At 43.7% G+C, this 20,564-nt stretch carries 18 protein-coding genes and 2 tRNA genes; 5 read left to right on the top strand and 15 right to left on the bottom strand.

Annotation, left to right across the window (positions count from 1 at the left end):
- Positions 1-270: 270 nt before the first annotated feature.
- The 10 genes from ST37_RS10050 to ST37_RS09995 all read right to left on the bottom strand — a co-directional run bounded on the left by ST37_RS10050 (position 271) and on the right by ST37_RS09995 (position 9,405).
- The gene (locus tag ST37_RS10050; protein ID WP_084885888.1) at positions 271-528 is read right to left on the bottom strand and encodes a hypothetical protein; all 258 of its coding nucleotides are present in this window, start codon (positions 526-528) and stop codon (positions 271-273) included.
- A gap of 31 nt (positions 529-559) precedes the next feature.
- Positions 560-1,273, bottom strand: a complete 714-nt coding sequence (locus ST37_RS10045; RefSeq protein WP_143698179.1) for a DNA-binding protein — start codon at positions 1,271-1,273, stop codon at positions 560-562.
- Complete coding sequence (locus tag ST37_RS10040) at positions 1,270-2,835, bottom strand: hypothetical protein (protein ID WP_084885886.1); 1,566 nt, start codon at positions 2,833-2,835, stop codon at positions 1,270-1,272. The genes ST37_RS10045 and ST37_RS10040 overlap by 4 nt, the downstream gene beginning before the upstream one ends.
- Before the next feature lie 193 nt (positions 2,836-3,028).
- The gene (locus ST37_RS10030) at positions 3,029-4,153 is read right to left on the bottom strand and encodes a site-specific integrase (protein ID WP_084885885.1); all 1,125 of its coding nucleotides are present in this window, start codon (positions 4,151-4,153) and stop codon (positions 3,029-3,031) included.
- A gap of 272 nt (positions 4,154-4,425) precedes the next feature.
- Positions 4,426-4,791, bottom strand: coding sequence for a hypothetical protein (locus tag ST37_RS19825; RefSeq protein ID WP_143698177.1), 366 nt, complete (start codon positions 4,789-4,791; stop codon positions 4,426-4,428).
- 326 nt (positions 4,792-5,117) lie between these two features.
- Positions 5,118-6,368 (bottom strand): site-specific integrase, encoded by a 1,251-nt coding sequence (locus ST37_RS10020; RefSeq protein ID WP_084885882.1) that lies wholly within the window; start codon positions 6,366-6,368, stop codon positions 5,118-5,120.
- An 86-nt stretch (positions 6,369-6,454) separates the two neighbouring features.
- Positions 6,455-6,545, bottom strand: a tRNA-Ser gene (locus ST37_RS10015).
- A 139-nt stretch (positions 6,546-6,684) separates the two neighbouring features.
- Positions 6,685-6,761: transfer RNA gene (locus ST37_RS10010), tRNA-Pro, on the bottom strand.
- A 617-nt stretch (positions 6,762-7,378) separates the two neighbouring features.
- The gene (locus tag ST37_RS10000; RefSeq protein WP_084885879.1) at positions 7,379-9,166 is read right to left on the bottom strand and encodes a DUF3413 domain-containing protein; all 1,788 of its coding nucleotides are present in this window, start codon (positions 9,164-9,166) and stop codon (positions 7,379-7,381) included.
- Between the two features lie 23 nt (positions 9,167-9,189).
- Entirely contained in the window at positions 9,190-9,405 is a 216-nt protein-coding gene (locus ST37_RS09995; RefSeq protein WP_084885877.1) for a DUF1414 domain-containing protein, read from the bottom strand.
- Positions 9,406-9,487: 82 nt separating this feature from the next.
- On the opposite strand from ST37_RS09995, the gene yejK reads away from it, so the two are divergent.
- Positions 9,488-10,489, top strand: coding sequence for a nucleoid-associated protein YejK (yejK, locus tag ST37_RS09990; protein ID WP_084885876.1), 1,002 nt, complete (start codon positions 9,488-9,490; stop codon positions 10,487-10,489).
- A gap of 309 nt (positions 10,490-10,798) precedes the next feature.
- Complete coding sequence (gene asd, locus ST37_RS09985; RefSeq protein ID WP_084885875.1) at positions 10,799-11,914, top strand: aspartate-semialdehyde dehydrogenase; 1,116 nt, start codon at positions 10,799-10,801, stop codon at positions 11,912-11,914.
- 201 nt (positions 11,915-12,115) lie between these two features.
- Here the strand turns inward: asd and ST37_RS09980 are convergent, their stop codons facing one another.
- Together ST37_RS09980 and ST37_RS09975 are read right to left on the bottom strand one after the other, a co-directional pair.
- Entirely contained in the window at positions 12,116-12,961 is an 846-nt protein-coding gene (locus ST37_RS09980; protein ID WP_084885873.1) for an ion transporter, read from the bottom strand.
- Positions 12,962-13,015: 54 nt separating this feature from the next.
- Positions 13,016-13,663 carry a YchE family NAAT transporter gene (locus ST37_RS09975; RefSeq protein ID WP_084885872.1) on the bottom strand — a complete coding sequence of 216 codons (648 nt, stop codon included), beginning with the start codon at positions 13,661-13,663 and terminating at the stop codon, positions 13,016-13,018.
- Between the two features lie 566 nt (positions 13,664-14,229).
- On the opposite strand from ST37_RS09975, the gene adhE reads away from it, so the two are divergent.
- A complete protein-coding gene (adhE, locus tag ST37_RS09970; RefSeq protein ID WP_084885870.1) occupies positions 14,230-16,899 on the top strand; it encodes a bifunctional acetaldehyde-CoA/alcohol dehydrogenase in 2,670 nt (889 codons plus the stop codon).
- A 304-nt stretch (positions 16,900-17,203) separates the two neighbouring features.
- Here the strand turns inward: adhE and ST37_RS09965 are convergent, their stop codons facing one another.
- The 3 genes from ST37_RS09965 to sodB all read right to left on the bottom strand — a co-directional run bounded on the left by ST37_RS09965 (position 17,204) and on the right by sodB (position 19,252).
- Positions 17,204-17,878: an SDR family oxidoreductase gene (locus ST37_RS09965; RefSeq protein ID WP_084885869.1), complete on the bottom strand. Its 675-nt coding sequence runs from the start codon at positions 17,876-17,878 to the stop codon at positions 17,204-17,206.
- Positions 17,879-18,070: 192 nt separating this feature from the next.
- Complete coding sequence (locus ST37_RS09960) at positions 18,071-18,556, bottom strand: VC2046/SO_2500 family protein (protein WP_172400973.1); 486 nt, start codon at positions 18,554-18,556, stop codon at positions 18,071-18,073.
- 111 nt (positions 18,557-18,667) lie between these two features.
- Positions 18,668-19,252 carry a superoxide dismutase [Fe] gene (gene sodB / locus ST37_RS09955; protein ID WP_084885866.1) on the bottom strand — a complete coding sequence of 195 codons (585 nt, stop codon included), beginning with the start codon at positions 19,250-19,252 and terminating at the stop codon, positions 18,668-18,670.
- A gap of 261 nt (positions 19,253-19,513) precedes the next feature.
- Between sodB and ST37_RS09950 the strand changes: the two genes are divergently transcribed.
- Both ST37_RS09950 and ST37_RS09945 read left to right on the top strand, forming a co-directional pair.
- A complete protein-coding gene (locus ST37_RS09950) occupies positions 19,514-19,840 on the top strand; it encodes a Grx4 family monothiol glutaredoxin (RefSeq protein ID WP_084885864.1) in 327 nt (108 codons plus the stop codon).
- A 98-nt stretch (positions 19,841-19,938) separates the two neighbouring features.
- On the top strand, positions 19,939-20,553 hold the full coding sequence (locus ST37_RS09945; protein WP_084885862.1) for a DsbA family protein: 615 nt from the start codon (positions 19,939-19,941) through the stop codon (positions 20,551-20,553).
- Positions 20,554-20,564 lie beyond the last annotated feature (11 nt).

Raw genomic sequence — 20,564 nt, 5'->3', positions numbered from 1 at the left:
GATGTATGGAATCCACTCCCTCCTTTGCCAATCTACACTTAGCAAAGTGAGACCCTAAACCAGCCGCATGTTTTTTAGCATATGGAGACAATAAGTATTCACCTTTATTGATAAGGATACTAAACATATATCTCGACGTGCGAACAAAAAATCTAGGGGCTGAATCATCAGCCTCTTTTATCTTCTGGCTCATACTGGGGCAAAAAACAGAGCTAGCCAAAGCGGCTAGCTCGTTATTTGGCACTTCATGCCATTAGTTTGTAATTCGCATTACATAGCGTCGTCAGCCAAACAAGCCTCATTTAAAGCACACAAATTAGCCAAGTCCTTCATCAAATCAATTGCGAATTGATAATCGCTAGTGCGATTCATTGCCATTTGATTAAAAGTCCAACCAGCATGTGGGTGTCCAGCATCGTCAAAATAGTCGCGAATAACTTTTGCTCTTTCGTAGCCATAGAGGCCTTTTGCTGCTTGTCTCGCTAGACGTATGTGACGGTTGTAAACGGTATCATAAGATTTACTCATCCTTTGTTCCTCTATATTTTATTTTGGTTGTTTAGAAAAGTGGTTCTTCCTCTGAGCTCAATTCAATTTCACTCAGCTTAGGAGCATCGCATTCCGAGACGACGAGCATTTTCATTAGCCCATCCTTCTCTGCTTTAAGATCGATGGTGGCTTCAAGATGGAACTCAATTTCTTTCTCTGCTACTGCAAGTCTCTTCTCAAAACTATTCGCGCGGCTAGTTTGCTCTGTCAGTGCTCTATCAAGCGATTCATTTTGCTCTTCAAGAGACTCGACAGCAGACATGGCATCTGCGATCTCTAAATCTAAAGCTTTTTCTCGTTGAGTAATTCTCTCAAAAGCAGCGTCAATTTTTATTTGCGCTAGTTCATTTGCTTTACTATTTGCCTGATGGGTGATTTCTTGCAATTGCTTCGCAATCGCACTCGTTGCGTCATCGAGCAAATTAGCTAGCACAGTCGGTAAAGGCTCGCCTGTCGTATTTTGCGGCTCTTTAAAAGATTCCATATGTGCAGACCAAACTTCAAATAGCCGCTTTGGAAAGCCTTTATTGCCAACCTCTTTTCGCAAAGCAAATCCGCTAACCTTGCGTTGGCGCTCTATCAATCTCTCACCGGCTAGAATGATTTCCTCATCAGAAATTTCAGGTGTTCGCCCAATTCTATTGACTCTCATGCAGACCCCCTTGTGACAACTCAGAAGAAAAGAAAGAAAAGAAAGAAAAGAAAGAAAGTAACACTCGATCAAAATTCATAATTACCTCCCTGAGTAGGAGCATTATTAATGACAGGCAAATCATCTAGCAGCTCAAGTGCGGGGTTTAATGCCTTTGACAGATTAATTTTCAATTCACGTTCCAGTAGTACGACTAGATTCTGAAAATAGGGATCGGGGTCGTGCTGGAGCCCGCGGCTACGATATTGTGAGTCAACGTATGCTTGTCGAATTGCTTGCGAAAGCTTCGCAGCAGTACTGTCATTCACGGCTTTGCTTTGACGCTCCATTTCAGCGAGCTGATGTTTGCTTTCATCAAGCAGATACATGGCTGCAATATTTTCATCTCGCAAGCGTTGAGATTCGGCTGAGAGTTGTGAGTGCTCAGATTTGATGCTCTCTTGGCTGTCGTTAAGATCACTTAACTCAACCTGTATAGTTGATACAGCATCAAGTAGCTGTTGTTCTTGCTCAAAGAGAAAATTGTTTTGTGATATTAATTCAGAGTACTGTTCTTCAGCATCTAAAACTTTTTGATGAATGAGCTCCAGTTGGTGCGTGTAATAATTATGACTGCGCTCAGACTTGGGCAGATTAGCTTCGGCATTCATTTTTTTTCGACGTGCAGATTTTTTTTCTGAATCTGGTGCAAATTCAGCTTTCAACGAATGCTGCTTGAACAAATATTCATTGGCAAAGTCGCGTGCCAAACACTGATAGTAATGCCCAAATTCTTTCGCTTGCACCCTAGTCATTTTTCCGTCATGTGGTAAGAGCTTTTCATCTAAAGAGCGCTGACGTATGTACTCGTTTACTACGTTAATTTGCGCTTTACGTAAATCATACTCGCCCGTATTCCGGTTTCGAGCTGAGATGAAATAATGCGTGTGAGCTCCAGTGTTGCTGTCTGTGCTGCGTTCGTCATCATGGCCAACTATGAGCTTGATGGGATAATCCGGGAAGTGGTATTCCAAGAACTGACGTGTAAACATAATATAATCTTCAAGACTGATTATATCTGTACCAACTTGCCACTGGTGTGGCACTTTGATAATTCCTTCTTGTATAAAAGTATTGTTTGCATTCGGTTTGTTTCTGAGTTGATTGTGTGCATTCAAGTAGGTTGCCAGCATCTTTATTCGCTGGTCTCTTCGCTTCATTGGCAGCTTTCCAAAATCTTGAATACGGTCATAATCCACAAACTCCACCGAATTAAGAATATTCTCCATAAAAGAAGCAGCTGCAAAGTTTTGACTCTTTTTCTCGCTATCAATAGCTTTTTTTAACTTACGTCGATATTGCCTTTTCTGAGTCTGAAGCTTTGCCTGATTACGGAGTTTAAGACCCGGAGCTACTTCGTATAGCAACTCAAGACGACTGCTTTCTGTCATGTGTTCAAGAGGCTTGATAGTCGAACCTGTATAGATTAAATTTTTACTTGCGAGTTTTGAGTTCCACTCCATACGCTTCGTTTTTTTAGGAGCTGTGGGAGGAGCAATACGCAAACTGTGGGCGAGTGAATGCTCACACATAACTCTATCGCTAGGCTTTGATGTGTAGTTTTTGACTCTGTGAAAGGAACGAATGGTTTTCATACACACCTCCATAGAGGTGGGCATAATTCAGAGTCAAGAGAGGCTTCTCTTGCCCGCAGCTCACGTGCATCTTTTGCGTAGCAAAAGTGTGACGGGAGCGCAGCGGGTTTCTTTGCCGTCACACTTTTAATGTAGCCGGCATTGGCACTGAAAGTGACATTAATGGCAGGACACTGCACAACATAAATTATCTTCATTGCACACCTCCGCTAGAGCCAAGTAAACCATTGATAGCTGCAAGCATGCTCGGCCGTTTTTTAAGTGAGATTGCAATTTGTAGGGCCGCAAGCAAATCGGCATCATTACCTGTTATAGATGCGCCCGGTGGCATAATGATTTGCTCAGTTGGTTTTTCATCAGTGCTAAACGCGACGTCAAACGCCTTACCAAGTTTATCAGCATTGTCATCCGCATCTTCATCAATCCAACGAGCATAGTGGTCTCGGATTACTTGGGTATTAGAGTGGCCCATCTGTTTAGCAATGTAGTTCTCGTTGATACCCGCAGTCAGTGCTTGACTTGCGTAGGTATGGCGCAGCTGACCAGGCCCACGATGTTCAATTTGCAAGTTTGTGAGAATTGGCGTTAAGAATGTTTTCGCGTACTGACTACCGTCGATAAACGGCGTCTTAGTCTTTGAGTTGTAGAAAATGAACGACACAGTTTCTTTTCTAACTGTTTTGTTGTCTTCACACAGAACTGCAATAGTTTTAGCTTTGCGTTTACCGGTCAACTCAAAAACACGTTCCAGTATTGCGATAGCATGATCATTTAAATCAACCTTTCGGCGCGATTTTGACGTTTTCGGTACTCTATATTTTCGCTTGAAGACGCCTCTTTTAACCTGCAAGGTTTTGTTTTTAAAATTGACAGACTCCCAATCAAGAGCAAGTAACTCGGAAATTCTCAAACCAGTCTGACTTCCAAGCACAAAAATTGCGCGTGCAATAAAACACTCAGCATCGTACTCGTAAACCCTTTTTACATCGTTTTTAGTGAAAGGGTTGGGCTCTGTCTGAACCGTTTTCAAGTTACAGATACCTTCCATCGCATTATGTTCAATGTATTTGTTTTTGCACGCTTTAGTAAAAACCGCTCTGAATACTGTCAAATGCTCGTTGATAGTCTTGTTTGACCAAAACTGATGTTGCTTGGTAATCCAAGCTGCAATGTCTTCGTCTTTTATCGCCGATATATTCTTTTTACCGAAGACTTTGTTCAAATTGTTCACGCGCGACTTTTGCGAACGATAGTTCGACGGTGCGAGCGTATACCGAGTGTTTTCTAGATACTGTTCTGTTAGTTCCTTAAATTTCACGATTGAATATCCTATACATACTCAGCGATACCGGCCTGTTTTGGTATTAAACTGAGCGATGAATGTACGATAATCATATCGCTAAGAATTTTTCAGTCAAATATAAAGCCTTATATATCAACCACTTATATAATATTTGATATAGTGTTCTATTTAATTAAGCCATTGATTTTTAGTAGTTAATAAATGCTACAAGCTCTGCAAAAAAAATAGTATTTTTTTTCGATAGGGCTAAAAACTAGCCCTATCTGTGCCAAAAAAGCGGTTCTTGATCACAAACTACGCTCTAACCAACGGCGGTCGAAGATCAAAAAGTGCGTTTTTTTGTCCATTGCGAACAGGCTGTTGAGCTCAATAACAGAATCGAAAGCGGCATCATTGAAGAAGTTTTCGAGACGCGGTTTGAGCATTTCAACAACAAAGTTCGAATCGGCACTGACACAAAGATCTGATTTAGCGACTAGAGCTTTATTTGTGACAAGATTGATCTGTTTAAGGACTTCGATCTTGAGAAATAAACTTTCAATGACATCACCAAGCCACATCTGCTCTATTGCAATAAAGTGAGAGCGAGAAAATGGCTTAATATCATCTAGATAGAAGCTGCCTGAACAATCGATTCTGAAACTATCAAACATTGTATGACGTCGTAATTGACGAGAGAAACGTAAGAATTGTGGTTGAGCTGGCTCTAAGAATAAATTTAGCAATGTTCTATGTTGCCTAATTTTTACATCTATGCGACTGTTCTGCGAGAGAAGTTGAGGATACTCAAAAAAAGCGAGTGAAACACTGTCAGCGATTAGTTTAGCAAGAAGTCGGACACTGCTTGAATCACGCTCATTAAGCGTAATGTGAAGAGCATCCAAATTGCAAGGAATATTAACGACTACGTGAAAGTGACGCTTATTAACACATTGCACAACGCTCAGATTCTGAGTTGAAAACGTTAACTTGTTCATTTCTATTTCTCCAACTTCAAAGAAAATTTGTTCACTTGCTCAGATAAATTCTGCAAATCCGTGTCTTTGCCGTAGCGACTGAAAGTCATGTTGTGATGGGTGTGGCCGACGATTTGTGCTACTAGATGCTCAGACACGTTTGCTTGCTTAAGCTCATCAATGAATGTGTGTCGCAATCCATAGAGCGTCGGTCGTGCGCCGGCTTTCCAGCCGATTTTGGTAAGCAGTTTACCGAACTTTGTTGTTAACGATTTACTCCAATTCTGATCAGGCCCAAGTGGCTTGAAATCGAAGAGGTAACGCTTATTCAACGCTTTTCGTTTGTTCACGTACTCTATAAATTGGCCATCGAGCATTGCTCGATGCAGCGGAACCAATCTGTCTGAGTGGGCATTCTTTAAGTGCTGAAGTGACGATTCCTGGCTCAAAACAAGGTGTGGAGTGTCAACATCTAAACGAACTTGTGAAACTAATAGCTGACAGATTTCAGCAGGTCTTGCGCCATGGTGAAGAATCAGGTCGAAACATAGTTTAATTTGCTCGTGTGACGCCTTGTAAGCTTTCGAGCGATACAGTGTGAGTATGTCTTTCTGCGACCAACGTGATCGTTCTTGATTCGCTTTCTGTCGGTTTTTCGGTAACTTAATCGAAAGAAAGGGATTTGTGGCTATGTGCTCGTTTAATACACACCAGCTGAAGAATTGTTTGATCGCAGCTAAATAATCTAGATTTGTCTTATAGCTACGACCTTCACTTAGCAAGAGATCTCGATAACTAAAAGCAATCGCTGGAGTGACACTTCGAATGCTGGTTATCTTCATACTGTCGATGAAATACTTTGAGCGCTGCTCTAGCTGTGTGATTGTGAGCTGCGTGATAGATTCAAGTTTCTTGGAAGAAATAAACTTGTCTAAGATCTTATCAATTGAGGTAGAAGAGGTTGGGGTAGCGGTAGGGGGGAGTATACGCGATTTAGGTAATTGATGATGCATTTCAACATTAAAACAGTGTCTTACATCATTAATGATGGTAGCCAGCGTAGGTTTAAACGTTTCAAAAGCAGTGTCTATAGGCAGATCGTGAACGGTAGGGTGTAATTTAGCGATTAACGCAGCATTGCGAGCAACCGCAATTGTACGATGTTTTGTATATAGAGAAATTTTGGTATCGAATGGGAAGTCATTGTTTCTCAAGCGTTTTGGGAAACAAAGGCGCGTATAGTAGGTGCCAGAAGGCGATTTAAGAAGGTACATTGTCTCAGTCAATCCTATTTTGATTGAACTCAGTACCCAGAAATGAAAAAAGCCGTTGAAAATCAACGGCTTGCTTCATATAAAAGTGGCGGAGAGATAGGGATTTGAACCCTAGAACCGCTATTAACGGTTGCCGGTTTTCAAGACCGGTGCTTTCGACCACTCAGCCATCTCTCCGTTTCGGCGCTATAATATAAAGCCTTAAAACGGTTGTAAACCCTTTGATGGTTTGTTTGCTCGCTTTGTGAGCAAAGTCAGTGGATTAACTGGATGCTAGAAACGAAAAAGAGAGCCGAAGCTCTCTTTTAAGGGATAATGGTCGGACTGACTGGATTTGAACCAGCGACCCCTGACACCCCATGACAGTGCGCTACCAAGCTGCGCTACAGTCCGATAGCTATAAATTAACGATCGATTCTCGGTGCGTCAATAGCTTACAAACTGAATGCGCAAGTTTCGAACGGCTTGTTTGCCAATAGTGTGACCTGCGGTCACGGATGGCCAACTCTCGAACACCATGCTTTAAGGGCGCGGTTAACATTTCGACGAATTGCGTCTGTTTGCCAACAATCCAAATAGGCCAAAACTCATTAGGGCGATTGCTGAAGGCTCTGATACAGCAACTCTCCGTTGACGGGTTGGTTCCAAACGGCTAACGAAATAGCGGCGTCGTTGTCATCATTCTCATCAACCAACTCGCCATCATCTTTCCATAATGCAGTAATAGGGTCGAAGTTGTCAGCGTCTTTAAATGGATCAGTCTACATGCTTACATTGGGGGCATCATTGTCCAATGTGAAGTAGGTGTACATCACATTATTGAGGTGTTTAATACTGCCTGTGCAGTACCGCCGTACTGATAGTAGACGGCTCTAATACCTTTTTGTGTATATGCACTCTGTTGTGGCTTTAAATACAGACTCGATAATGTAAAGTTAATCGACAAGTTTATTGTTGCGCCTGTCTTAACATATAAATGGCTAACTCTAGCACCATCACTTATCTAAAGGTTACTCTTCAGTTTGGTAAAAGCGTTTGGTTTCTCCAAGTCCTTTCAAGATGAGTGATAACTTAGGCTTGGCGTCTTGTTGGCGACGATAGTTGCTGTCATACAGCTTATAATTTCCAAATCGGTCCAAAACAATAGTGGTAGAAGGTGTCACAATAGCAATATCTTGCGTGTCACCGGCAAGCAAGTGGGTTCGCTTTTTCGTACTGAAAAGGTTTTGCCCACTGCTGTAATCAAGAGGGTTGTTAGTGACACTAAACAGATCTTGCAACAGCGTTACTGAAATGTCGTAGTGAGACGTTGGGTAGTTAATTTCTTGGGCAATTATGTTTGGCCAATGCAAGATGAGCGGAACCTGCAACTGATACTGACTGTAGTTACTATTGGTGCCCCAACTGTTGGTGCGTGTTTCATTAAATTCCCACCCGTGGTTTGCGGTGATCACAACCACTGTATTATCGACCATGTCAGCATCTTCAAGCTGTTGGATAATCAACCCTAAACTCTTGTCTAAGGTTTTGGCCGCAGTTTGATAGGCTGTTTTTAAGCTTTCTGTTGGTGTGGCTTGTGAGTCTTCTGCGACCAGTTGTTCAAAATTGGCGAGATCGGCCAGTTGTATGAATGCTGCCCACGGAGCTTTACTCTTATCGCTTTGCCATTGGCCAAACAATTCTGCTATTTCTTGGTCTGTGTCGGAGCGGAATACTTCACCTGCACCAAACACCTTGGTGCTGACGACATCCTCTTCACCATTGTAGGATGTAAACAAACCAAGTTGATAATTGTACTTTTCAAACTGCTCGATTAGCAGCGGCTTAATGCGCTGGTGCTCAATATTTGGACTGTAACTTGCGGGTATGCCGTAAACTAAGCCAACGTCTGAGTAGCGGTCATTGCTGGAGGCGTAATGGTTATTAAATTGCTGTGATTGACGCGAAAATCGCTGCAGATTTGGCATGACCAAGTCTGTCACAGCGTCTGCTCTCAATGAATCGACCTGGACGATGAGCACATTGTAGTCATTGCTTCGATTAGCATTTTCAATGGTGGAAAGAGGGTAGTTAAGAGTGGTTTGAAGCACTTCGCCACGTTCTACTTTTTTTGAGTACTCTCCACGATCAAACCAGCCCTGCTTCTCTAAAAATGACTTTGCTGTCATCGGATAAGAAAGCGGGAAGTTGGCGCGTTGGCTAACGATCGGCTGATAAAATACCGCATCTGCCCAAATATACACACAGTGACTGGCAATAAAACATACAAAGAACAAGGCGCCTATAGGGCGTCCTATGCGTTTATGGGAGAGTTTACGTTGTTTTCTCCAGATCCATTCTGATATAAGCAGTTGAAACATAAATATCAGAGGAACCGCAACAAACAGCGATTGCCATTCGCTGTCGAGATTGCTCTTATCTTTGGTTAGAAGGACTTCCCAAACAATAGGGTTAAGGTGTAAATGTAACGATTGATAGGCTTCGACGTCTAACAATAGTACCGTCAGCCCACCGGTTGCGATAATCACGGACAAAAATCGAAACAGTTTGCGAGACGGTACTATGAAGGTAAGTGGGAAGAGCAGCAGTATGTAGAGAGCAAAGACTAAAAAGCCAAAATGACCTATCCAGGATATGACTAAATACGTCTGCCCTAACAGAGTGTCGGGCCAAGTTGAACCTGTTATATAGCTTGTGCCAATAAGCATAGCCGCCACGATATTAAAAAAGGCAAACCAATGTCCCCAGTTCACCAATTTTGATACGCGATCACCATAACTGTTTCCGCTTTCTACCATGAGCTCTGTCTTCTTTTTCTAGACTAATCGTTAACCGATGCAAGCAGCGCATCAGCAAAAGATTGTGCGATCATTTTACGTTGAGACACAGGCACATTGTGGTTTAGCACATTAGTCGCCATGTTACCGATCAGCATGATCGCCATGTCAGTTTTTACATTGTGCTTTTTTAAGACATCAGTCATCTCGGTTAGAATGGTTTCAATCTCTTTGTCACTGTACTTCGAAGTTATAGGCATAATTTATCTGAATTTAACGGAAAAACGGCTTATGATACCCTACTCTAGGTCACAACTGAAACTACATATAGTCAAAACCATTATGAGCCTTAATCTTTCTAACGTCATTTTACACCAACTCACCAAAAACGAGCAGGACGAACTGCAGGTAGAGTACCGTTCTGAGACGTTACCCACCGATTCGTCTACAGAACATTTAGTTGCGGAACTTCATCGCGTTTTCAATGCCAAAGGTGGCAAAGCGTTCGGCACCTTTGCAGAAGAAAGCGAGTTTAAGCAATGGCTTGGTGAACTTTCGTCGCAGACGCTCGATTTTTATACGTTTTCCCAGCAAAGTGCCGAGCGACTCAAAAAAGAACTCGCCAAATACCCGTTTGCGGATGCGGGTACCTTTATTCTCGCGCAATACCAGTCTTTGGCAACCAACTATCTATTTATTGGCTTGTTGCCGACAAATAGCAGTCTTAAAGTGACAGAAGGTTTGAGCATTAGGGCGACGGATTACCTCGATATATCAAAAATGGATATCGCAGCGCGTATCGATTTGTCGACCTACGAAATGGACCCTTCGTCCAATCGTTACCTAACTTATATAAAAGGCCGAGTAGGGCGAAAAGTTGCCGATTTCTTTATGGATTTTTTGCACGCTGAAGCCGGTCTTGATCCTAAAATGCAAAACCAAGTATTGATGCAAGCAGTAGAAGATTTCGTGGCGGATGAAAAGCTCGAAAAAGAAGAAGCTATAGCTTACCGCAAACAAGTTGCCGATTACTGTGGAGAGCAAATTAAAGCAGGCGAAGAGATCGAAGTTAAAGAGCTCTCTTTTGAATTGCCTACCAGTTCGGATGGAACCAGTTTTGCCGACTTCACTCAAGAGCAAGGCTACGACCTAGAAGAGAGTTTTCCCGGTGATCGTACTGCAGTACGTAAACTCACTAAATATGTTGGTGCGGGTGGCGGATTAAACATTAGCTTTGATAGTTTGTTGTTGGGTGAGCGCGTGCACTACGATCCACAAACAGACACCTTAACTATTAAAGGCACACCTCCCAACCTTAAAGACCAGTTAACAAGAAAAAGTTAGTTTCTTTTCCTGATTGACTAATATTTTCTAGACCAAGTCACTTTTTGTTAGCTTAATGTTAATTCGTTTTGCTTGCGAACGGTGACTTTTTTGTTAATTGAGCATCACTAAATGGTAAGTATATTCAGCGTGTTATCGCTCACTCTGGTTACTTTCTAGCGACTATTTTGCGTCGAATTCGATGCTGCTTGCTGTGATTTTTGCTGTGTTTGCACAAAAAAACAGATCTAAGCTCAAAAAAGTCTTGTTTTCTCCGTCACAATTGATTATTCATGTTTATAGATAAGATTGATTTTCACGGAGAGTAGCATGAGAGTAGGATTGGTTGGCTGGCGCGGAATGGTTGGCTCAGTATTGATGCAACGTATGGTTGAAGAAAAGGACTTTGACCTGATTGAACCAGTATTTTACAGCACCTCACAAGTGGGTATCCCTGCGCCAAATCTTGGCAAAGATGCGGGTGTACTGCAAGATGCGTTTGATATTGACAGCTTAAAGCAGCTGGATGCCATCATTACCTGTCAAGGTGGAAGCTATACCGAAAAGGTGTTTCCTGCACTGCGACAAGCTGGGTGGAAGGGGTACTGGATAGACGCAGCGTCTACCTTACGCATGGACCCTTCTTCTATTATTACTCTCGATCCCGTTAACCTTGCTCAGATCGAACAAGGTATTGGCAGCGGTGTTAACACCTATGTTGGTGGTAACTGCACAGTAAGCCTAATGCTGATGGCTGTTGGCGGACTGTATGAAAAAGGCTTGGTTGAGTGGATGAGCGCAATGACGTATCAAGCGGCTTCGGGCGCTGGTGCCAAGAATATGCGTGAGCTTATTTCTCAAATGGGTGTGATTCGTGATTCTGTCAGTGACGAGCTTGCCGATCCGGCCTCTTCGATTTTAGATATCGACCGTAAAGTCGCGCAAACCATGCGCAGTGAGGCTTTCCCAACCGACCAATTTGGCGTGCCTTTAGCGGGTTCATTGATTCCTTGGATTGATGTTAAACGTGACAACGGGCAAAGCAAAGAAGAATGGAAAGCGACGGTCGAAACCAACAAGATTTTGGGCCTGCATGACTCTCCAGTGCCTATCGATGGTACCTGTGTGCGCATCGGAGCGATGCGTTGTCACTCTCAAGCACTCACTATCAAGCTAAAACAAAATGTGCCAATGGACGAAGTAGAAGACATCATTGCCACGCATAATGACTGGGTAAAAGTGATCCCTAATGACAGGGACATTACCGCTTCTGAATTGTCACCAACTAAAGTGACCGGAACATTGTCAGTGCCCGTTGGTCGCTTGCGTAAGATGTCGATGGGTGATGACTTCCTTAACGCTTTTACTGTGGGTGATCAATTGTTGTGGGGCGCGGCTGAGCCTCTGCGCAGAACATTGAGAATCATCTTAGCCGCGAAAGGCTAAGCGCTATTTACACTCAGCGTGTTTACGAATCCCTTTTGGTGAAAGCCAAAAGGGATTTTTTTATGGGAAATGGTCAAACAGCCTGGTGGCAGAACGATGATGTACACAACAAAAGCAGAGTAGCCTCAGCTCTTTACGCCAAGAGGATTAAGCCTTATGCAGTAAGGAGGTGGCTTAACTGTAGATACACATCGATAAGCGCTAGTCCTCGTCTGGGTTTACAACTCGCTCTGAAGGTGTCGCAAGTTCACTGCCACAGTGTTTGCAATGTAGGGCGTCATTTTCGTGTCCGGTTTTGGCGCAATTGGGGCACTTGACCAATGTGCGGTGGGCAGACATTTCTTGGTTCATCTCAACGGTTATGATCCCAGTGGGTACCGCTAAAATGGAATAACCTAACAACATCACTAAAGCCGCAACCGCTTTGCCAAGAGCGGTGACAGGGTAGATATCACCGTACCCGACGGTTGTGATGGTCACGATAGCCCAATAGATACTCATCGGAATGCTGGTAAAGCCATTGTCTGGCCCTTCAATAATATAAAGGGTGGCACCAAATATGGTGACCAGTATTGCCACCATCGAAAAAAAGATGAGTATCTTTCTGCGCGCCATAAACAGCGAGCGCATTAACATGTTTGAGTCTTTAAGGTACTGGACAAGCTTAAGCACGCGGAAGATGCGCATGACGCGCAGTAAGCGAATGATCACCGCAAAATGGGCGTTAGGAATGATGAGTTGCAGGTACGTGGGTAAGATAGCCAAAAGGTCAACAACGCCATAAAAGCTTTTTGCGTATGCGGCGGGCTTGGGTGAGCAGTATAACCGCAGTAAGTATTCTGCAGTAAATAGCGCCGTAAACAGATACTCAATCAGAGCCAGCTCTGTTCGATAGCGGCTGGCATAGGGCTCTATAGTGCCGAGCACCAGCACAACTAACGATGTAATGATGGCCACAATTAACGAAATATCGAAAATGCGGCCAGCTTTGGTATGGGTGCCAAATATAGTGACGTACAGCCAGTGCTTAGTGGTGTTAGTTTTCACAACTATTCATACGGTTAATATACTAATTTCAATAGCATAGACCGAATAGCTCACTTAAGCTAGACCTGGTAGTGCACCTCTAACCCCATGAACAATAAACTCGATGCCGAGTGCTCCCAAAATAAGACCCATAATACGAGTGATCACATTGATCCCAGTCTGGCCTAGCAAACGTACTATATAAGGTGCAGATCGAAAGAGTGCCCAAGCAAATAAAGAAAACACCACAATAGTGGCTGAGATGGCAAGGATATCCAAAAAGCCTGAATGTTCTGTCCCGAGTACGATTGTTGAGCTAATTGCTCCCGGTCCGGCCATTAGTGGCATTGCTAGAGGCACTACACCGACTTGCTCTCGGCTGGCGTTCTCTGACTTTTCCTGTTGGTTTTGCTTATGATCGCCAAGTTTACCGTTCATCATGGCAAATGCGATACTCAACAGCAGCATGCCACCCGCTATTCGGAACGAATCGAGGGAGATACTGAACATGTCCAACAGCCACTGGCCCATGAGCAACGATACAATAAGGATCACGGCCACTGCGATGTTGGCAGTTGCAGCCGTCTTGATGCGTTCAGACTCTGAAAGGTGACTGGTTAACGACACAAATACGGGCATAATGCCGACTGGGTTCACAATGGCAAATAAGCCGACCAAAAACTGCAAATAAATGGTGATATCAAATTGACTGAAAGCTGTCATGGCGATGCGTACTATCAAAGGTGGAAAAATTTCGCGTAATGTACGAGATTTAGACTTGCTAATCGAATGAAATAAATTGTCTAAATCGGGTCATTTGCCTGAGAAAAACTAATGTAATAGTAGACATCAACCAAAAATGTTGCACGTCTGTTTTCTAAATCCGCTTATGTGAAGTTTTGTGAGTTTAGGTAACGTAAAAAAGAGACTATTTTCGCGCTTGTGAAGCACGGGAATCGCGTTATACTGTTGGGAGTGAGCTACAGCATCTGTGTAACAAATCATCGCAGTCTGTAGTTTTTTTACGCTTTTGATGTAAAGTTACCCATAAAGAGTTAGTTGGTTAAAAAAGTCGCATTAAAATTGAGTTTGTAATTTGTTGTATTTCAAGGTTTTTTTAGTGTTTCGTGGGGAAATCACTAAATTAATTTTTCGAAACTGATCTGCATCAATCTACAAAATATTATGAAAGAATATACTCAGTTCTGAAAGCGATTTACTAAGCTCGATGGTTTGAAACGATCACGAATTTAATAAATAGTTTTTACATTTATCTTTAGGAGATTTTTATGCCTGTATCAAATATGGCTGAACTCGATGCTCTAGTAGCACGCGTTAAAGCTGCACAAGAAGAGTTTGCTACCTTCTCACAAGAGAAAGTTGACGCTATCTTCCGCGCTGCTTCACTAGCCGCTAACCAAGCACGTATTCCACTAGCGCAACAAGCGGTAGCAGAATCGGGCATGGGTATCGTAGAAGACAAGGTTATCAAAAACCACTTCGCGTCAGAATTCATCTACAACAAATACAAAGACGAAAAAACTTGTGGTGTTCTAGAAGAAGACGACAACCTAGGCACGATGACTATCGCAGAACCTGTAGGGATCATCTGTGGTATCGTTCCAACAACGAACCCAACATCAACCGCTATCTTTAAGTCTCTTATCTCACTTAAGACTCGTAACGGTATCATCTTCTCGCCACACCCACGCGCTAAAAACTCAACTAACGATGCAGCTAAGCTCGTTCTTGATGCTGCAGTTGCAGCGGGCGCACCGAAAGACATCATCGGTTGGATCGACCAACCTTCTGTTGAGCTTTCTAACGGCCTAATGAAGCACGATGGTATCGCACTTATCCTTGCAACTGGTGGTCCAGGCATGGTTAAAGCGGCTTACTCTTCGGGTAAACCAGCTATCGGTGTTGGCGCGGGTAACGTTCCTGTTGTCATCGATGAAACTGCTGACGTTAAGCGTGCTGTAGCTTCTATCCTTATGTCTAAAACATTCGATAACGGCGTTGTATGTGCTTCTGAGCAAGCAGCAATCGTTGTTGACGAAGTCTATGACGAAGTAAAAGAGCGTTTCGCATCTCACAAAGCTTACGTTCTAAGCAAAGCAGAAGCGAACAAAGTACGTAAAGTACTGCTTATCGACGGCGCGCTAAACGCGAAAATCGTTGGTCAGCCAGCTCCAGCAATCGCTGAACTAGCAGGTGTTAAAGTTCCTGCAGATACTAAAGTTCTTGTAGGTGAAGGTCTTGGTAAGGTGTCTTACGATGACGAATTTGCTCACGAGAAATTGTCTCCAACTCTAGGTCTATTCCGCGCTGACGACTTCGAAGACGCAGTTGCACAAGCGGTAACTATGGTTGAGATCGGTGGTATCGGCCACACATCTGGTCTTTACACTAACCAAGACACTAACGCTGACCGCATCCGTTACTTCGGTGACAAGATGAAGACTGCACGTATTCTTATCAACATCCCAACCACTCACGGTGGTATCGGTGACCTGTACAACTTTAACGTTGCACCTTCACTAACATTGGGTTGTGGTTCTTGGGGTGGTAACTCTATCTCTGAGAACGTAGGTCCTAAGCACCTTATCAACAAGAAAACTGTAGCGAAGCGAGCTGAAAACATGTTGTGGCACAAACTACCTAAGTCTATCTACTTCCGTCGTGGTAGCCTTCCAATCGCACTGAGCGACCTAGAAGGTAAGAAACGCGCATTCCTAGTAACTGACCGTTTCCTATTCAACAACGGTTACGCAGATGACGTAGTTAAACTGCTTAAAGCTCAAGGCATCGAAGTTCAAGTATTCTTCGACGTAGAAGCGGATCCAACACTATCTGTTGTTGAGAAAGGCGCAGAAGCAATGAAGAGCTTCCAGCCTGACGTTATCCTAGCTCTAGGTGGCGGTTCTCCAATGGATGCGGCTAAGATCATGTGGGTTATGTACGAGCACCCAGAAACGCACTTCGAAGAACTCGCAATGCGCTTCATGGATATCCGTAAGCGTATCTACAAGTTCCCTAAAATGGGCGAGAAAGCTGAACTAGTATGTATCACTACTACTTCTGGTACAGGTTCTGAAGTGACTCCATTTGCCGTTGTAACTGACGACAAGACTGGCGCTAAGTACCCACTAGCGGATTACGAACTAACGCCTCAAATGGCTATCGTTGATGCGAACCTTGTTATGAACATGCCTAAGTCTCTTACTGCATTTGGTGGTTACGATGCCGTAACTCACGCACTAGAAGCTTACGTATCAGTTCTTGCTAACGAGTACTCAGACGGTCAAGCACTTCAAGCACTTAAGATGCTTAAAGAGTACCTACCTTCAAGCTACGCGAACGGTGCAAACGACCCAATCGCTCGTGAGAAAGTGCATAACGCAGCAACTATCGCTGGTATCGCGTTTGCTAACGCATTCCTAGGTGTGTGTCACTCAATGGCTCACAAAATCGGTGCGGAATTCCATATCCCACACGGTCTTGCTAACGCATTGCTTATTTCTAACGTTGTTCGTTTCAACGCAAACGACAACCCAACTAAGCAAACTGCATTCTCACAATACGACCGTCCACAAGCACGTCGTCGTTACGCTGAAGTTGCAGACCACCTAGGCCTAAGCCAAGCTGGCGACCGTACTGCTCAGAAGATTGAACGTCTACTAGCATGGTTGGATGAACTAAAAGTGAACCTAGATATCCCAATGTCTATTAAAGACGCTGGCGTATCAGAAGCAGACTTCATGGCGAAAGTTGATGAGTTAGCGGTAGAAGCGTTTGATGACCAATGTACTGGTGCAAACCCACGTTACCCTCTAATCACTGAGCTTAAAGAAGTGCTAATCTGCGCTTACCACGGTAAAGCGTTTGTAGAAGGTGAAACTTACGAAGGCACTACAGTTATCAAGAAAACTGAAGAGAAGCCTGCTAAGAAGAAGTAATCTGTCTTAGAGAATTAGTTTCGCTAGCACGTAACTAAAGTAAATATCCCGCAAGGGCAAAATGCCGGTCAGTTCACTGACCGGCATTTTTTATGCGTAAACGAAACGGTAATTACATCACTACCGTGCGGCTCTTGCGCAGCAAAGCCTCACGGTAGTGACAGTCTGAAAATGGCAGGCCATTACATTTCATCACCGTTACGCCAGCGCAATGCGCAAACGGTACGGTAACTACCTCAATACCGTGCGGCTCTTGCGACAGCAAAGCCTCACGGTAGTGACAGTAGGGAAAGCTCTAGTCAGGCTAACTAGAAACCACCCGACCGCTAAAGTAATCATTCGCCACCACATATTCAGTATTGCGAATAAGCTCATGCCTTACCTCTGCCAAGCTAATAACATTATTATCTCTAGCGGAGTAAGCGGAACCAGGTACGACGCTCCCAACACGAATATGGTATGGGTCTAATTCGTCTGCCCAAGTCTTAGTGACACTGTTTACAATGATGGAGGTATCCGTAAGCTTATGCTGCGAAGCGTTATCGTTGCTGACCACATTGACAATCACTCCATGAGTGTTGTTCTTTTGCATTTGGCGAGCACTCGCATGTCCAAACCCGTATAACTTGTTAGAAAAGTCGGTAAAGCTTTGTGTGAACTCTTCTGCAGGTTGCTCACTCGTGAGCTCGGGGAGTGTCGCTGATTGAAGATTGTTGACCAAAATGTCGACTCCGCGCCCTAGAGTCAGCTCTACTTGTTGGAAAAGCGTATCGATTGAGCGTTGTTCGTAATTTGGAATGACAAAGCTGACGACGGTAGCATCGCTATCTTGGATGAGGTAGCGGGTATTGCGCAAACGTATAGCGTCATCGTCAACTAAGACGATGGTGGCGCGTTGCTGCGAGAAGTGCACTGCCAATTTCTGGCCAAGTAGTGTTCCGGCCGAATTGATCAAGATAACTGAATTAGCAATCTGCATGACGAGCGCTCCTCACAATGTGCTGTGATCTAATAGTGGACAACTTTACGTTATCAACATGTGAAAAAGATCATAAAACGCTGTGAATAAACTGATGGCTGAACCGTTTTTGGCTCTGCATCACACTAACTGTGCAAAAATTATGCAATCCCACAGTGAAAAAATGGGTATTTATTACATAGGTTTAGAAAGTTATGCACAGTACGCAAGTTGAGATTCGCGTAAATTGGTTGTGAGTGTATTAATCAGAGGCTCTAACTCAGTGACTTTGCTTGGTTGACCAAGTGATTGACGATGATGATAACCAAGGTTGTGGTACACATCTTCAGCTAAGCCTTGATGGTGATCGGCAGGGTAGGTTAACGCATCGGGCGTTAAGGCTTGCTGGAGTTTGGCACTTTGCAATCCGCCATTGTGAAACTGCTTTGAAATCTCGGCCGCGTTAAGTTTTGCTTGCTCATCGGCAATCAGAGCCGCTTGCGGCGCAATCTTGATGCTTGAAATACTGTCTGAAGGTGTAATATCTATAGCGTCTTTGGGCAGCGCAAACTCGTTACTGAGCATTGCGATGAGCATTCCAAAGTCGGCCGAGGAGTGGGTATTGACCGCGCGCGAAATCGCAGGGTTTAACTGCAATTCTTGAATTGATGCTGTGGTATCAATTATTGGGGTCGACACGATAACGCTCCTTGGTTATCTCATGTATCGACAAATGTGCTGATATCTTTAATAAAAAAACCCGCTAATTAGCGGGTTTTCATAGAGTTAACGTATGGTTACTTGGTCTAGTTATTTCGCTAGATTTTGAGCAACAAAGTCCCAGTTAACCAACGCCCAGAACCCATTCATGTAATCTGGACGAACGTTACGGTAGTCGATGTAGTAGGCGTGTTCCCACAAGTCTACGGTTAGAAGCGGAGTGGTGCCTTCGTCAGTAAGAGGAGTCGCTGCATTAGACGTGTTAACGATGTCTAGAGTGCCATCTGCCTTTTTAACAAGCCAAGTCCAAGAAGAACCAAAGTTGTTGATCGCTGAATCAGTGAACTTCGCTTTAAACTCGTCGAAAGAACCAAATGAAGCGTTGATTGCGTCAGCGACAGCACCCGTTGGCGCGCCGCCTGCGTTTGGAGCAAGACAGTGCCAGTAAAACGTGTGATTCCAGATTTGTGCTGCGTTGTTAAACACACCGGCAGAAGAGGTTTTGATGATTTCTTCTAGAGTTTTGCCTTCGAATTCAGTACCTGGGATAAGACCGTTAAGCTTAACGACGTAAGTGTTGTGGTGCTTACCGTGGTGGAAGTCCAAAGTCTCTGCAGAGATGTGTGGTTCTAGCGCGTCTTTCGCGTAAGGCAGGGCTGGTAGTTCAAATGCCATGATAGTATTTCTCCATTAGAGTGGGCAGCGCCCACGATGCGTCCAGTGTATGTTCTTATTGTTACGACCTTGGGTCATAGTGCGCTTTATTTTAGCAACCTTTTACTTTATTAAAAGAGCTATTGAGACATTTTTTACAATTTGACTAAAATTAAAACAACTGGTTTAGAACAAAATGGTATAGCCTTAATAACATTGTGCTTTTTATTCTGCGTAGAATGCGTAGAATATCGAGATCTAAGACGTAAACGGATGATGACTATGGAAACCATCGATAAAATCAAACAGCAGATTGCAGAAAATAATATTCTTCTTTATATGAAAGGCTCACCTAAGCTTCCAAGCTGTGGCTTCTCTTCTCAGGCGTCTCAAGCCTTAATGTCTTGTGGTGAGAAATTTGCTTATGTAGATATTCTACAAAACCCAGATATCCGTGCTGAGCTACCAAAATACGCGCAATGGCCGACGTTTCCGCAATTGTGGGTTGATGGCGAATTGATTGGCGGTTGTGACATTATTTTGGAAATGTTCCAAAAAGGTGAATTACAACCGTTGATTAAAGCCGCGGCAGCCAAAAGCAGCGAGTAACAAAATACAAAACTGAAGAGTGCATAGCACTCTTTTTTTTGGCCTAAACATTGTAGATGCGTTGAATCTGTTTGTTTGCAAGTAAAGGGAAGTTATTCATGGAATTACTTTATGTACACGATCCTATGTGCAGTTGGTGTTGGGGCTATAAACCTACTTTCGATCGTTTAATAAAACAGCTGCCTGATGAAGTTAAGTTAGTGGCATTGATGGGGGGATTGGCACCAGACAACGATCGACCAATGCCACTAGAAATGCAGCAGAATCTAAAAAACATTTGGCGACGCATCGAGCAACAACTGGGCACGCAGTTTAATTATGATTTTTGGACTCAATGCCAGCCGGTACGAACAACATACAGCGCCTGTCGAGCGGTTATTGCAGCAGGAAAACAAGGCAAATATTTTGACATGATAGAGGCCATACAGCACGCGTACTATTTGCAAGCGATGGAGCCTCATACGCAAAAGACTCACCTCATACTTGCCGAGGAACTCGATCTTAATGTTAGCCAGTTTGATGCCGATTTAGTGAGCGACGACGTCGATCAAGAGTTTGCTGCGCAAAGACAATATTGCCGCCAAATTGGAGCGAATAGTTATCCCACTTTACTGGTGCGAGATGACAAAATGCAAGTCCACCCTGTTGCGTTTTCGTATACAGACGAACATGTTACGCTCAATGATCTGGTTAGACTGAGTCGAGGGCTTTAACCAACAAGCTT

This window comes from Vibrio sp. qd031, from assembly GCF_002100145.1.
Classification (GTDB): Bacteria; Pseudomonadota; Gammaproteobacteria; order Enterobacterales; family Vibrionaceae; genus Vibrio.
This window is presented reverse-complemented; position numbering and strand designations above follow the sequence as displayed.